Origin of the sequence: Photobacterium profundum (genome assembly GCF_003026285.1) — a bacterium.
Lineage (GTDB): Bacteria > Pseudomonadota > Gammaproteobacteria > Enterobacterales > Vibrionaceae > Photobacterium > Photobacterium profundum.
Genome location: NZ_PYOD01000014.1, coordinates 52,319 through 66,716, shown reverse-complemented (window position 1 = coordinate 66,716; position 14,398 = coordinate 52,319). Strand labels below are relative to the sequence as shown.

Sequence of the window (14,398 nt, the reverse complement as noted above, 5' to 3'; positions counted from 1 at the left end):
GTGCAACCTTTATCACATTAAGAACTAGAGTCAGTTCCGTAATATTTATCTTTTTTATTAGTGGAATGTGGGTAAAAAGGAGCCCCTTTTAACCAAAGCTTTAGTGCTTGCCAATAAATACCAAATACCACTTTTATAGCCATTACCGGTGTTTTAATTAACAACTTTAGCAATACACCAGATGTAAATGGCTGACGACGTAATGCCATGGTGGCATCGAAAATTCTCTCGTTTCTTTGGTCTTTGTCTTTGTTGCTATCGTTATTTAATACATTTTTATCAGAAGATTGATCACTATTGGGATGATTTTCCATATGAACAAACAACCTGTCGCCCGGCTCATTAATCCGCCACTGATATTGTTGCTCCATCGGGTTAAATGGTGATACATGAAAAGCTTTCTGTTCAGTCCAGAACTTTTCTGGCCACTGTGCCACAGCTGGAATAACGTAATAGTGACGTTGATTCCACGGTGTATTGCTGACTTCAGCCAACATATAACGCCACTTGTTATCTTCGTCGTAAATGTAATAAAGATTGAGCGGACTAAAATACAACCCGCAGTAGCGTAGCTGACACAGCATCAAGATTTTTCCGTTCACCCGCTCGCCAGTCAGTTGTTCAACTTTGTCTCTTATTGCTTGACGTAATGAACACTCACCTTGCATATAATCGGTACGCTTAAAACGAGCAAAACTGAACAGTGATGAACCAAACCCACAAATTGTTTGTGTTAATTCTGCCATCTCATCCAAATCGATCAATGGCATAAAAATGGGGTAATTGAATTGATGATTAACAGGTGTAAAGCGACGATGCCTTATACTGCCAACATAGATCCCGCTGTTCATTGCTTTGCCTCGCTACTCAATTTCTCACGAGGCAATTTCTCACGAGGCAATGTTTCACAGCTCAAAGCGGCATCAACCAAGCCTTTGTTCACATCGCTATCCGCATTAGCGTTCGTTCCGGTACTAGTACTGGTATTAGATAGCGCAGACTCTTCGCTAGCATTAATTGCTTCCACTACATCTAAAGCACTTCTTACACCATCTTCGTGAAAACCGTTATACCAATAAGCACCACAAAACCAGCTGCCATGCTTACCGTTGATATCGGTTCGAGACTGCTGAGCAATAATACTTTCACGTGAAAACACTGGATGCGCATAAGTAAAACTACGCAGTATTTTTGCTGGATCAATATTTTCGCTTTGGTTTAAGGTAACGCAGAAGGTTTCTGGCGCATCTAACCCTTGCAGAATGCTCATGTTATACGTCAGTGTTGAAAGTAAATTCTCTTGTGTTTTTCCGGTTACCTTGTCTTGTTCAAGGCGATAGTTCCATGATGCCCAAGCTGCACGTGCTTCTGGCAATACATTGATATCGGTATGAAGTACGACTTCGTTATCCTGATATTCAATCGCACCCAGTACCCGCTTTTCATCTGCGGTGGCATCTTTCAGCATCGCTAACGCCTGATCACTATGACAAGCAAAAATCACCTGATCGAAGCATTCAACTCCATACTCAGTTTCAACCTCAACGATACCGTCCTTACGGGTCACCGCTTTAACTGGGGTATTTAAAGCAACACACTCTCCAATTAACGATATGATTTTTCGAACGTATTCCCTTGAACCACCAGGAATAACCGACCACTGAGGTCTATTCGTCACATCAAGTAAGCCATGATTAAGGAAAAAACGAAGAAAAAAGTCTAACGGGAAGCCACGCATATCAAACATAGATGAAGACCAAATTGCGGCTCCCATCGGCAAGATATAGTTTTCATTGAAATAATCACTAAAGCCATAAAGAGATAGAAAGTCACCTAACGTTCCCGTTCGAACCGCATTGCTGCTGGCGGCCTCTTTCGCCAACCGGTTAAAACGCAGAACTTCATACAGAAACAAATAAAAACGAGGATTAAATAAATTTAGTTTCTGAGCAAATAAAGAAGAAAAGCTATGTCCGTTATATTCCAACCCATTCACTTGATTACAAATGCTAAAGCTCATTTCGGTTGGCTGGCCCTCTATACCAATTTCAGCCAGTAAACGCTCAAAATGCGGATAAGTGCGATCATTAAATACAATAAAGCCAGTATCAATGGCATAACGTCCACTGGGTACGATTACATCAACCGTTGCAGTGTGACCACCAATGTAACCATTAGCTTCAAATACCTTAATGTCATGCTGTTTATGTAAATACCAAGCACTACTTAACCCTGAAATACCTGAACCTATAATGGCTATTTTCATGTTCGCTTCCCTGTGAACTGCTTTATCGCTTTCAACTGCAAACGCAGCGGCAATAGCGCAATGAATTTAAGTAGCAAGTTAAACTTCCATGGAAAATTAATTTCTATTTTACCGGCAGAGATACCTCTACGGATTTGTTCAGAAGCATACTCAGCCGTAACTAGCATCGGCATCTGAAAATCGTTTTTATCGGTCAACGGGGTTTTTACAAAACCGGGATTAACCAGAGTCACCGTTACACCGATATGCGCTAAATCGATCGCCAGCGTATGTGACAAATAAGCCACTGCCGCTTTTGAGGCACCGTATGCCTCGGCCCGTGGCAGCGGTACGAACGATGCCGACGAACCAATAATCACTAAATGGGCTGAAGAGCTAAATCGTGATTGCATTGCTTCTATACAGTGTAGAAGACCAAAAAAATTGACATCAAACACACGCTTAAATAACGCAGTGTCAATCACACCGTTATCGATATATTCACAGGTACCTGCATTTAGAATAATAAGGTCAGGTAACTGTTCAATACTTTCAAGCGCTTGCTTTACTTCTACAATATTAGTGACATTAAATGGCAAAGGCATAATTAAAGGATTGTTTTTTACCAACTCTGCCAGTCGGACCTCACTTTGACCGCATGCAATGACTTGCCACCCTTCTGAGGCATAATCAATTGCAAGCTGCGCGCCTATTCCCGAGCTAGCACCTGTAATCAATACTTGCTTCATTGCCCCAACCTCGTTTTAATGTGCCGAATAACTTTGCCAAGTAGAGGCACCCCTTCGTATATCATTTCACCTAAATCGAAATAATCACGATGGTAAATTACCTGCTCATCTTTAAATTCAAGTCGAGAGCAGCCTTCAACATGTCGTAACGAACCTTTTTCCAAATCAGGATGTGAGAATGTCATCGTCCATTGTACAAACGCCTGTGAATCATCAGCTAGCCACGAATGCACAACAAACTCACAACTGTTAATCGTGCGATATAAATTTTCAAAGTAACTATGAAGCTCAGGCCACCCATTCATACGATGTGCAGGATCTTCAAATACCACATCTTGATGATATAGATTTTTAAGATCGGCTAAATTAGCTTTTGATAGCTGGCTATAGGTTTCAATAAAATGTGCAATGATCTTGTTTGATGACGATGACATCTCACTCTCCTTTATTACCCGCCTATTTTGCAGCCAACATATTTTCCTGATTAAATATTTTCGCCTGCTTAAATGTTTCGATAGCCAATAAACGCGCTTGTTTATGATCCACAATAGGCTTCGGGTAATTCAATGTATTTGCCCCATCCCAAAGGTGCGGGGTATGGATATATTTATTAGGAACATCTTTCAGTTCCTTTATCCATTTACGAATAAAATCACCATTTGGATCAAATCGTTGGCCTTGTAACGTCGGATTAAACACTCGAAAATACGGTTGGGCATCAGTACCCGTCGATGCAGCCCATTGCCAACCGCCATTATTCGACGCGAAATCACCATCAATCAGTTGCGACATAAACCATTTCTCTCCCTCTCGCCAGTCAATCAACAGATCTTTGGTGAGAAAGCTCGCAACAATCATTCGAAGTCGGTTATGCATCCATCCCGTTGCTAACAGTTGTTTCATTGCTGCATCTACAATAGGAAAACCCGTTTCTCCTTGCTGCCAACATTTAAGTTCATCATCTGCACTGCGCCATCTAATTTTCGTAGTCCAGGCATGAAAGGGCTGATTTCGGCTTAACTTCCCGTAAGACTCGGTAAGGTGTCGATAGAACTCTCTCCAGATCAGTTCATTAAGCCAAATAAACGCTCCTTGTTCAGAAGATTCAAGGCAGTGAGGAAATTCACTTCTTAATATGCTGATACATTGCCTTACCGACAATGCTCCTATTGCTAAATAAGGTGATAAGCAGCTCGTGCCATCAATAGCAGGAATATCTCGATGCTCATTGTATAAATGTACTTTTTCTAAACAGAACGCCTGTAACTGCCGGCGTATGTCATCTTCTTCTACGGGCCAGAAAGCACTATCTTTCTCTGGGTATGAAAACGATACAGATGTGGCACTTTGAGCAAGCAGTTCGGAAGTTATAGGGTGAAGCACGACAGCTTGTGGTGCGGGTTGCGCTTCAGGTAATAAAGAATGGTATACATTTAACCATTCACGTCGAAAAGGTGTAAAAACCTTAAAGGTCCCTCCCTGCTTAGTCTTAACCCTTCCCGGCGCTATGGCGCAGCTATCATCAAAAATACTGACTTTAACCTGCTTTTCTACCAAAGCCTGATTAACAGAATGATCCCGTTGCTTTTCATTCCATTCATCCTGTTTATTACAAAATACATGAGAAATATGATGCTGATTAACGAGGTTCTTCATCAATTCAGGAATAGAGGTATAGTCGTCAACTTCACAGATCAATAATGGGATATTCAAAGTATGGAGTTGTTGTTGCAATACCAATAAGCGTCGTTGAATAAGATCAATTTGTATTGGAGCAACTGTATGTTCATACCACTGTTTAGGCGTGGCAATATACAAAGCAATAACTGGGCGTCCTGAATGGCACGCATGGATTAAGGCGGTATTATCTGTAATACGCAGGTCAGACCGAAACCATATTAATTGTAAGCCATCTTTGTTCATGACCCTCTCCTTGTAAAGCATCTACTTTCACTGCATTTACAATGAAAAACGAAGCCTTAATTCTTTCGGGTAGGGATTCAAGTAACGCTGTGATTGTAAATACGCATTGGGGTGTAACTGCAAATAATGTTCAAACAAAGTCAACGGAGCCAGTAGCGGGAGGTGCCCTTTACGGTAATTCATAATTAAGTCGGCTAATTCAGCTTTTTGTTTTTTATCAAGTAACTGCTTAAAATAACCCTGCATATGCATTAACACGTTCGTATTAGTACGAATATTTGCTCTGCATTTAATTGCATCCATAAACTGTAAGCGGTAAGCAATGAAGAATTCATCGAGCTCCCACTCATTAATTGTCGCAACTAATCTACCTAATGTTTGATATAAAGATGGGTTGTGTGCCATCAATACCAGCTTGTAACGGGAGTGAAATTTGACAATTGCATCACGCGTCAAGTTACCCTTGATTGACTGGTATAGATCATTGAGGGCAAACACGCGGAATACAAAATTTTCTCTTAATACAGGATCTTGCAGACGGCCATCTTCTTCAACCGGTAACCAAGGCATTTGCTCCATTAACTTACGTGTATACACACCAGTAGTACCACCCGGCACAGTATTACCATTTTCAATGTATAACTTTACCCTTTCCATGCCGCAAGTCGGGGATTTAGCACATACGATATAACCACACATTTCCTGCAATTGCGGGATTTGCTTATCGGTAAATATCACCATTTTGTCAGTATGATCCTGATCCGAATCTTGACTACCAACCAAACGTTGTTTCCCATTCGTTTCTAGTAAGCGAATAGCAGGACGAGGCGACGGCAAGCCAATACCCACTTCAGGGCAGATTGGCTTAAACTTAAAATATTCTGAAAGCTCCTCGGTAACAAAACGATTTTGTTTATGTCCGCCATCAAAGCGTACCTTTTCTCCAATTACACAGGCACTGATACCGATAGGAATAAGCATTGTCTTTTCCTTAAATAAAATACAACCTAAATTTATATACTTAACTAAGCAGATAAACGATCACTCTTACTACATTTATAGACCTTGATAAGAATCTCAGCAAAACTAAATATCTGAAATAATTAAAAAAATATTAATAATCAATATTTAATGATATTTTTAAGCAGTTACCTGCTTAAAAACATGTGACACAATGATCTTTATACCGAGAAGTTGCGTTAGATAGATATTAAATCCATGCTTCTAGGGTAATGATGGAAAACTCAATTCGACTTACTCAATACAGCAACACTAAGGAGCTTATGACTAAGGACGTTTTAGCAGCTATTGATATTGCAGACTTGCTGTTTAATATTGCTGACTCACGCTGCAAGAAAAGTTACGAGCAACTATTTGTACATGTTGCCCCAAGGCTACTAAATTTTTCCCGAAAGCAACTCAGGGATGAATCAATGGCTTTAGAAGTTGTTCAGGAGACCATGCTTAAAGTATGGTTAAAAGCGCATCTCTATAATTCATCTAAAGGCGCAGCGATGACATGGATATACTCTGTTGCGCGCAACGCAAAATTCGATTTATTAAGACGCACAAAGCACCATCAAGACTGGGTACAAGGCGATGATTTATGGCCAATACTCAGTGAAGAGCGAGACACAGATAAGTTACCAAAAGAATTTGAACCGATAGTTAAACAAGAATTGCAGGAGCTAATAGAGGAATTACCTCCAGCACAGGCCGCTGTCGTGAGAATGATTTGCTTACAAGGGCTGACACACCAAGAGGCTTCAGAAGCTCTGGGGGTGCCAATAGGAACAGTGAAAAGTCGTTTACGATTAGCATTACAAAAAATGAAGGAGGCGTTGGATGAGTAACATTCACTTTCATCCTAGCGATGATACTCTGGCACGCTATGCCGATGGCGATCTTGATCCTGCCTTCAGTATTATGATGAGTGCCCATCTTGAATACTGCAGCGGTTGCCGCCAACGTATAAATGAAATTGAAACTAGCAATACACAAATATTAGAATCGATACCGGCAGAGCCTTTAACCAGTGATCTTACCGCTATGTTAAGCCAAATACTTACTCAGCCAGTAGAACCACTAACGTTAGAGTTAGAGGTAGAGCCAGACCTTCGTGCAGGTGTACTCAAGCTAGATAACAAAGAATTTCTTCTGCCAAGGGCTTTACAGAGACACAACGAAGAAATAGGAACATGGAGCCGACTTCCGGGTAAAATACAGCGAGCCCCTGTTTCAACTGGTGGTAAAAGCAAGATGAATTTCATTTATATGGAGCCTGATAGCAGCTTGCCAGAGCACACCCATCAGGGACAAGAAATTACCTTGGTTTTGTCAGGTAAATTTGTTGATGAAAATGCAAGCTACGGCCCTGGCGATTTTATTGTTCAAACGGATGAGCATCAGCACTCGCCAAGAACCCAAGTAGGGCAAGACTGCCTGTGCTTAACCTTGCTAGATGCACCATTGCATTTTACATCTGGGATGGCGACGTTACTGAATCCATTTAGCCAATTATTTTTCAGATAAAGCTGAGAATAGTTCTACTTGATCACTACAGGGATTGACCTAAGCAACAATAGAGATAATGCGTTAATAACTGTAGTGACAAGTAAAGCAAAGACACCGTAATTTGAATATACGAATTCAATCAAAAAACAAATTATTCCCTGTAGGGATATTTACTATTAGCCCAAATTAAAATACAACATGGATCGCATAATAAAGACAAACAATGAAATAGATGCCAACTATATGTGACTGTAATCACACTGGTTTTTTAGTGTATCATGTATCATTTGCGCAATTACTCTAAATGGTACGCCATCCCAATGAAAAAGTTTTCCACCCTTGCTTTAGTTGTTAGTGCTGCTCTTCTTGCTGGTTGTAACGATACTGATTACGTTCAACCAACAGAGGTAAAAATAGCGACTTATAACCTTTCATTTGACCGTAATACATTCGAAGATCTTGTTGCCGAGATGCAAATTGTACCAGCAAAACAAGAACAACTCGTAACAACATACTTAGACGGTACAATTGCTGATGTTGACAAACAGACAGCTGAAAAAGTAATTCAGATTCGTAATGTTGCTGCTGTTATCCAGAAAAATCGTCCTAATGTTCTTATGATGGCTGAATACAACAACGATGGTACTGGTGAAAACAAGGCTGCACTGATTGGATTCCAAGATAATTACTTATCTATAGCTCAAAGCATCGATGGCGCTGGTGGTGAAGCGAATCTTGAACCAATTACATTCCCTCACCTTGAGTCTTACTCAACAAATACGGGTCTAGCCAGCGGTCTTGATTTAGATAATAACGGTACGATTGGAGGTCTAGGCGACGATTGGGGTTTCGGTAAGTATCATGGCCAATATGCGTTCGCGTTGATGTCACAGTACGAGATTGATACTGATAACACACGTTCTTTCCAAACATTTAAATGGAAAGATCTCGAAGGTGCACAAATTCCGACCATCACTAATTGTAACGATCCAAAGAACCCTATACCTACAGGCATGAAATGTGGTGATGAGTGGTATTCCGCAGAAGAGTGGGAACAAGTTCGCCTTTCTTCGAAGAACCACGTAGATGCACCGATCATCATTCCAACAGAGAATGGTGAAGAAGTTGTTCACCTTCTGATGTCTCACCCTACTCCGCCAGTATTCGATACAGGTAAAAACAAAGCTCAAAATGCTGCAGAAGTTAAATTCTGGAATCAATATATTCAAGGTAAAGAATTCTTCTACGATGATGCAGGCCTAAATGGTGGGTTAGCTGATAACGCTAAGTTCGTGATCATGGGTGACCAAAACCTAGATCCAATTGCAGGTGATGGTATAAGTGATGTGATGCAAACACTTCATGATGATCCACTGGTAAACCAGGAGGTGATGAACGGTGAATTGTACCCTAGCAGCAACGGGGCTTCAGAGCACGCAGCAGACAAATCATTGACTCACCCAAAACCAAATCGTATCTCGTCGACATTTGGCCTTGGCGTAGATTATGCAATCCCATCTGCAAACTTAAATGTGGTTGATAGTGGCGTTTACTGGTCTGCGTCTTACGAAGAAGGTCGTAAGCTGTTCAACGATACTCGTATCGGCCAGTACGGCGATGGTAAATCTGTATCTTCAGACCACCGTATGGTTTGGATCAAAACTCAGTTCTAATGCCTAGCAGTAATTAATACGAAGAATGGCAATACGATAAAATATATTGCCATTTTTTCTCAGAAGAAAACCGATGATCTAAAGAATGCCGCTTTTTTAATTACAGATACAATCAAGCGTACTCTTCAGCTCTTTGTCGTAGTTATCTACCCAAGCATAGCGCTCACGATACATTTTACGCTTTGGACGCTTGATATCTTCCATAGCTTTGCGTTCAGATTTAATAGGCAGCGCATAGAAATAATCATTATGGGACTCACCATTATGCTCTTTCCATAGACGATCATAATCAAGGTTAATCGTTTTGCTCTTTTTTCCATAACGTTTAGCTGTATATATATGTGCTGAATTTTTTACGGCATAAATATGATTGATGTTCAAATTAGCAGCGAGTAAACGTAATGTTTCAACCATGAATGATTTGGGACGTAAACCATAAATTGTTTTGGTGAATAATTTACTGAAACCATTATCGTTAGCGCCACCTTGCATACAACCAATATAAATGTCATTGTCGACAACGGTAAACGCAAGCACGTAATATTTATTATATTTTGAATCTGTAAGCGTAAGTGTAAGCTCCCCCTCTTTTCTTGAATTTCTATCAAAGCTTAGGTTAATTAAGTAATCTTGCTCATCAATTTCCAGTTTATAAAGGGTTAGTACGTCATCATATATTTTATGACGAGCATCAGCTGAGAATTTGTATTCAAACCAGTCATAGTGCTTGATTAAGATATCAATAATTTCTTGTTTACTTAAACCGTTACGTAAATAAGGAGTAATGCATTTAGTTACGAAATTTGGCTGCTTTTTAAAGAGCATTTTACGTTCATCATAAGCAAAATTCTCATCCATTTTTTTTATATAGGGATAATGTAATAAAGCTCGAGTGATGAACTTAACTATAGCTTTTTTCTTTCCGCTATTTTTATGACTATTGGCTTCAAGAGCCATACTAATTATATTCATGGTAAAAAATCATGGTGACTACGTAAAAAAAAGATTATACACACAATAGAACAGCGTTCAAAACAATAATGTAAATCAATTTAAATTAATATTTTAGAATGAAACTTATATAATTACATCACCAATTAAAAATAAACACATTAAAATCAGCCAATTAGGTGAGTTAATTGGTGATGTATTTTGTTGGAATAAATAATCATCCCATTCTAAAAAAACACTGTAAACTAAGATTCCATTATCGCACTGTGGATTTATAATTACCGAGATAACTTTTATAAGCTTTATAAACAACCATCAATCACAATACGTAGTCTTACCGACAGTACGACAAGTGGCAGACTTACGGTTACCTTGTGAATCTGTTCTTGTCTCAAACTTGGTGCTCGATTTTTGGTTACTAACAAAGCCCTCTTTTTTCTTTGTATCCACTTTTTTGGATGGACTTTCGTACTTAGTGTGGGTTGACCCATCACTGCAATGGGTCTGTTTCATAGAGCCAGATCCATAGGTGGTACAATTAACAGCATGGGCTGAAAATGGCATACCGACGAATAGTGCAACAACAAGTAGAGTTTTCATCATTTCTCCTTAGTGTACAAACCTGATGCTTAACCCTATTCTTTACACTAAGCATTCGTATTTTGATCAAGCTTATGCACTTTTATTAATCTCAATAAATAGCTCATCGATTCCTCTTCTCAGTATGGATGATAAGCGCTTCACATTCTGAGTTTGTACCGCCAGAATAACGACTTGATGCAGTGATATATTTTGCAGCAGTCTCTACAAACATGGTTCCAATCATCGCCTATCACCTGTAAAGTACGCAAAACATTACCTTTAGAGGCATGAATACCTCTTTTTCAGAGGTAATGGTTCAAGCAAATTAAAACTGCCTGCTTTCTACGTCATTAAATGGCGAAACAGCACCTATGCTGTATAAAGTCGGTGGATTAGCTAAATAAAATGAGTACCGAACAAATGAATAATGAACATGATGTAATTGATAACCTAGAAGAACTAGAGCGTTTTCTACTGTCGATTGAAAATGGTGGTCTGGGTTTAAAAGACGTTGCAGGTGTTGGTATGGCAACCAATAACACTGATGGCCGCCCTTTCGTTGCAGTATTCGATAATAGCCAGAAACTGATTTTGGCACGCTGGGTTACTCAAGATGTTTACGAAAATGGTAAAGAGCTTGTTCGTAATGGTTCACAGCGTAAGCACTAAGACTTTCTTACCTTAGAATCAGATCCATCTTTTATTAAAAACGCCATCAATTATTACTATTCCAGTAACTGATGGCGTTTTTTATGAACAATAGAATCTATTCGTTAAAGTTTTACGGCACTTAACTATTAATTCAACTAGATAGATTTAATTCAAGTAGATAGGTTTAATTCGGCGCAACACCCTTCACTTGGGTTTTCAGTTAATGAGAACGTCCAGCCATAGCTATCACATAATCGCTTCACTATTAACAACCCAAGCCCATGTTCAGTATCTACCTCTTCATTAAGCCCACAGCCTGAATCAATAACCTTTATGTTATTACTGGTTATCACAACCTCAATTTTACCTTTTTCGGTGAAACGAATGGCATTATTCAGAAGGTTTTTTAAGACCATATCAAGCACAGCTGGCGACATGTTAATTTGCGTGTCAAGTTCAACCGAAAGCAGAAGCTGTACCCCCGTATTCAGCTTTTTATAGTATTTATCGAGACTAATATCTTGCGAACTTATCGGGCGTAATTGATGCGCATCTCGCACATTTTCTTGCTTCACAATACTTAGCAGCACTTCCACCGTTGCATGCATGTTATTTGCTGCAATTAAAATCCGTTTTCTTTGTTTGCTCTGAAAATCAGGTTCGTCTTTCATCGCTTGAAGATTCGCAGCCCCAAGCACTACCGCGATTGGTGTTTTTAACTCATGGCTAGCATACTTTGCAAACATCATCTCTTGCTTTGCTAACCGCTCTTTCATCTGTTTATACATATTTAAGTGATGTTTAAGCGCTTTAATTTCATCAATTGAACGTTCTGATACATGAAAATCTTCTTCTTTGTTCGCAGTTAATTGCTGGCTTAATTCTAAAACAGGAGACATTAAACCATCAAAAACTCGGCGAAGAGAAAAGCGTAGAAATGCAATGAGGAAAGCCATTAATCCAAATGAAATTAACATTAATATGCCCCAGCTATCGTCACCAAAATCCATGCCTCGGGTGCCTACCACCAAGTAAAGAGGAACGCGTATGCCCGACGGCTCAACAAAGGGCGCGTAATACACCATGAATCCGTCTTCACTAAAGGTACGAAAGCGAGTAACAATCCCCTCTTCATAAGGCAATAGGCTTTTGAGTTCTTTATCTAATGCTGCTTCGCTATAATAGGCTCTAACATAAGGACCAAGCAGGGAGAAATCATCCTTTACCAAGGTAAAATGATCTTGTGCAATACTTTCAAATGACATCAAGTGGCGTTCTATTTGGGTATTTTCATTGAGTATTAAGTGCAGTGAAAAAGAGAAGAACACCAACGAAGAAGACGTTAACGCAATCACCGAGAACACAAAGATCAATCTTGATTTAACATCATCAATCGAATTGCCCAATGGTTTCCGAAACATCAATGTTCTAAGCCATTTCATTTATCCTTCCAACCTAAAACCAAATTTCGGCACTGTAATTAACATCGGTTTTTTAAAAGGCTTATCTAATACATTACGCAGTAAATAAATATGACTACGCAAAATATCTTTGTCGGGTGCATCTTCTCCCCATACCTCATGGATCAGTACATCACGAGAAACCATTTCTGGGGCTACTTTTGTTAGCTTAACTAAGATTTGATACATAACAGGGGTAACGAGTAACTGATGCCCTTCTCGCGTTACTTTATGAGAACGCTGATCAATAGTGAGCGAACCAAACTCAAGATGCGAGTTTGCCACGTCGCCACGATAACGCTTAATTAATGCACTTAACCGCACTTCGAGCTCTGGAAAATTAAACGGTTTAGTGACAAAGTCGTCTATACCCCGTTCAAACCCTTTTAACAGATCTTCACGACCATTGAGTGCCGTTAGCATTAAAATTGGTGTTGTACAGCCATTCTCTCTGAGCTCTTTCGCGACTTGCATACCGTCTTTTTTAGGCATCATTACATCAAGAATAATGGCGTCAAAGTCATTTTCGAGCGCTAATTTAAGCCCTAATTCTCCGTTATCGGCAAAATCGACATCAGCACCTTTTACTTCAAGAAAGTCTGCAAGAATTCCTTGTAGTTCCTCATTATCTTCAACAACTAAAACCTGTTTATTCTTTAGCATCGCCGACCTTTCGCACTGCATTATTACCTTTCACTATCCTAGCAATTTTTTGTCAAATTAATGTCGAATCACTTCATATTTATTGTGTAGTACTTTTATGTCGCATTTTTGTTGTATAGCATTCGACAAAAACTCGACATTCTTTTTCGCACACTAGGGTCAATTAATATAATGAGAACCCAACAATGAAAAAGAATCTACTGACCTTAGGTTTATTTGGCGCATTACTTTCGCAGCCAGTAATGGCCTTAGATCTTATAGGGCATACAAAAAGTAAGAACCCCCTTAATGTAGTCTCTGAAATAAATGGTACTGTCGAGTCTGTCGGTATTGAAACAGGCGAACAGATTAAATTAGGTACCATTCTTGCCACGATTAAAGCACAAGATTTTGAACTTGAGGTAAGTAAACAAAAAGCCAACCTCGATCTAGCACAAGCCGATCTTAAAATAAAAAAATCACTGTATGGTCGTTACCAAGAGCTGCGTAAAAAGAACAGCTTATCGCAAAATGAGCTCGACATTTCTGCAGCAGATTATGACAGTGCAACAGCCAATGTGGCGCTAGCAAACATTGAGTTAAAAAAAGCGCAACTTGATCTGAAAAGTACCCAAATTGACTCGGCAATCAATGGCTACGTGGTAAGCCGTTCTGTTGAAAACGGTGCATGGGTGAATCAAGGAGATTTGCTCTACCAAATTGTGAATATTGATGTACTCAACGTGCGTCTTCTTGCCAGTGAATTTGATATTGGGGAGCTATATGTGGGTCAAGAAGTCGAAGTATGGTCAGAAGCCAACCCTCAATTAAAAGTACGTTCAAGCATCAAACGGATTGGGGTTGAGATCGATCCTGAAAGCTTTGCTTATCCTATAGAGGTTGAAATTAAAAACCCAGAACATGTTTTCAAACCGGGAATGTCGATTCATGCCTCGACTCAAGTATCGAGATTAACTCCTTCTATTACACAATCAGATAAATAATTGG

At 39.6% G+C, this 14,398-nt stretch carries 15 protein-coding genes; 5 read left to right on the top strand and 10 right to left on the bottom strand.

All coding sequences use genetic code 11. The annotated features are described in order from the left end of the window. Positions 1 to 17: 17 nt before the first annotated feature. From C9J48_RS21935 to C9J48_RS21910, 6 genes are read right to left on the bottom strand one after another with little or no spacing between them, the layout of a single operon-like run. Positions 18 to 851, bottom strand: coding sequence for a DUF1365 domain-containing protein (locus C9J48_RS21935; RefSeq protein WP_006230152.1), 834 nt, complete (start codon positions 849 to 851; stop codon positions 18 to 20). After that, positions 848 to 2,266, bottom strand: coding sequence for an NAD(P)/FAD-dependent oxidoreductase (locus C9J48_RS21930; protein ID WP_006230153.1), 1,419 nt, complete (start codon positions 2,264 to 2,266; stop codon positions 848 to 850). The genes C9J48_RS21935 and C9J48_RS21930 overlap by 4 nt, the downstream gene beginning before the upstream one ends. Continuing rightward, on the bottom strand, positions 2,263 to 2,994 hold the full coding sequence (locus C9J48_RS21925) for an SDR family NAD(P)-dependent oxidoreductase (RefSeq protein ID WP_006230154.1): 732 nt from the start codon (positions 2,992 to 2,994) through the stop codon (positions 2,263 to 2,265). The genes C9J48_RS21930 and C9J48_RS21925 overlap by 4 nt, the downstream gene beginning before the upstream one ends. After that, positions 2,991 to 3,428 carry a nuclear transport factor 2 family protein gene (locus tag C9J48_RS21920; RefSeq protein ID WP_006230155.1) on the bottom strand — a complete coding sequence of 146 codons (438 nt, stop codon included), beginning with the start codon at positions 3,426 to 3,428 and terminating at the stop codon, positions 2,991 to 2,993. Before C9J48_RS21920 ends, C9J48_RS21925 begins: the two co-directional genes overlap by 4 nt. A 22-nt stretch (positions 3,429 to 3,450) precedes the next feature. Next, a complete protein-coding gene (phrB, locus tag C9J48_RS21915) occupies positions 3,451 to 4,917 on the bottom strand; it encodes a deoxyribodipyrimidine photo-lyase (protein ID WP_006230156.1) in 1,467 nt (488 codons plus the stop codon). A gap of 36 nt (positions 4,918 to 4,953) precedes the next feature. Next, the gene (locus C9J48_RS21910) at positions 4,954 to 5,898 is read right to left on the bottom strand and encodes a YbgA family protein (RefSeq protein ID WP_006230157.1); all 945 of its coding nucleotides are present in this window, start codon (positions 5,896 to 5,898) and stop codon (positions 4,954 to 4,956) included. Between the two features lie 302 nt (positions 5,899 to 6,200). On the opposite strand from C9J48_RS21910, the gene C9J48_RS21905 reads away from it, so the two are divergent. From C9J48_RS21905 to C9J48_RS21895, 3 genes are all read left to right on the top strand, one after another. Further along, positions 6,201 to 6,770 (top strand): sigma-70 family RNA polymerase sigma factor, encoded by a 570-nt coding sequence (locus tag C9J48_RS21905; RefSeq protein ID WP_006230158.1) that lies wholly within the window; start codon positions 6,201 to 6,203, stop codon positions 6,768 to 6,770. Continuing rightward, positions 6,763 to 7,449 carry a ChrR family anti-sigma-E factor gene (locus tag C9J48_RS21900; protein ID WP_006230159.1) on the top strand — a complete coding sequence of 229 codons (687 nt, stop codon included), beginning with the start codon at positions 6,763 to 6,765 and terminating at the stop codon, positions 7,447 to 7,449. Before C9J48_RS21905 ends, C9J48_RS21900 begins: the two co-directional genes overlap by 8 nt. Positions 7,450 to 7,751: 302 nt before the next feature. Continuing rightward, positions 7,752 to 9,104 (top strand): endonuclease/exonuclease/phosphatase family protein, encoded by a 1,353-nt coding sequence (locus C9J48_RS21895; protein ID WP_006230160.1) that lies wholly within the window; start codon positions 7,752 to 7,754, stop codon positions 9,102 to 9,104. A gap of 96 nt (positions 9,105 to 9,200) precedes the next feature. Here C9J48_RS21895 and C9J48_RS21890 read toward each other — a convergent pair whose 3' ends face one another. After that, a complete protein-coding gene (locus tag C9J48_RS21890; RefSeq protein ID WP_036802737.1) occupies positions 9,201 to 10,076 on the bottom strand; it encodes a VirK/YbjX family protein in 876 nt (291 codons plus the stop codon). 294 nt (positions 10,077 to 10,370) lie between these two features. Beyond that, entirely contained in the window at positions 10,371 to 10,655 is a 285-nt protein-coding gene (locus C9J48_RS21885; protein WP_006230162.1) for a hypothetical protein, read from the bottom strand. A 402-nt stretch (positions 10,656 to 11,057) separates the two neighbouring features. On the opposite strand from C9J48_RS21885, the gene C9J48_RS21880 reads away from it, so the two are divergent. Further along, on the top strand, positions 11,058 to 11,306 hold the full coding sequence (locus C9J48_RS21880) for a hypothetical protein (RefSeq protein ID WP_036802741.1): 249 nt from the start codon (positions 11,058 to 11,060) through the stop codon (positions 11,304 to 11,306). A 152-nt stretch (positions 11,307 to 11,458) separates the two neighbouring features. Here the strand turns inward: C9J48_RS21880 and C9J48_RS21875 are convergent, their stop codons facing one another. Further along, on the bottom strand, positions 11,459 to 12,730 hold the full coding sequence (locus tag C9J48_RS21875) for a sensor histidine kinase (protein ID WP_006230164.1): 1,272 nt from the start codon (positions 12,728 to 12,730) through the stop codon (positions 11,459 to 11,461). Continuing rightward, entirely contained in the window at positions 12,731 to 13,411 is a 681-nt protein-coding gene (locus C9J48_RS21870; RefSeq protein WP_006230165.1) for a response regulator transcription factor, read from the bottom strand. It lies immediately after the preceding gene. Positions 13,412 to 13,596: 185 nt separating this feature from the next. Here C9J48_RS21870 and C9J48_RS21865 point away from each other — a divergent pair, with 185 nt between their 5' ends. Continuing rightward, positions 13,597 to 14,394: an efflux RND transporter periplasmic adaptor subunit gene (locus tag C9J48_RS21865; RefSeq protein ID WP_006230166.1), complete on the top strand. Its 798-nt coding sequence runs from the start codon at positions 13,597 to 13,599 to the stop codon at positions 14,392 to 14,394. Positions 14,395 to 14,398: the final 4 nt, after the last annotated feature.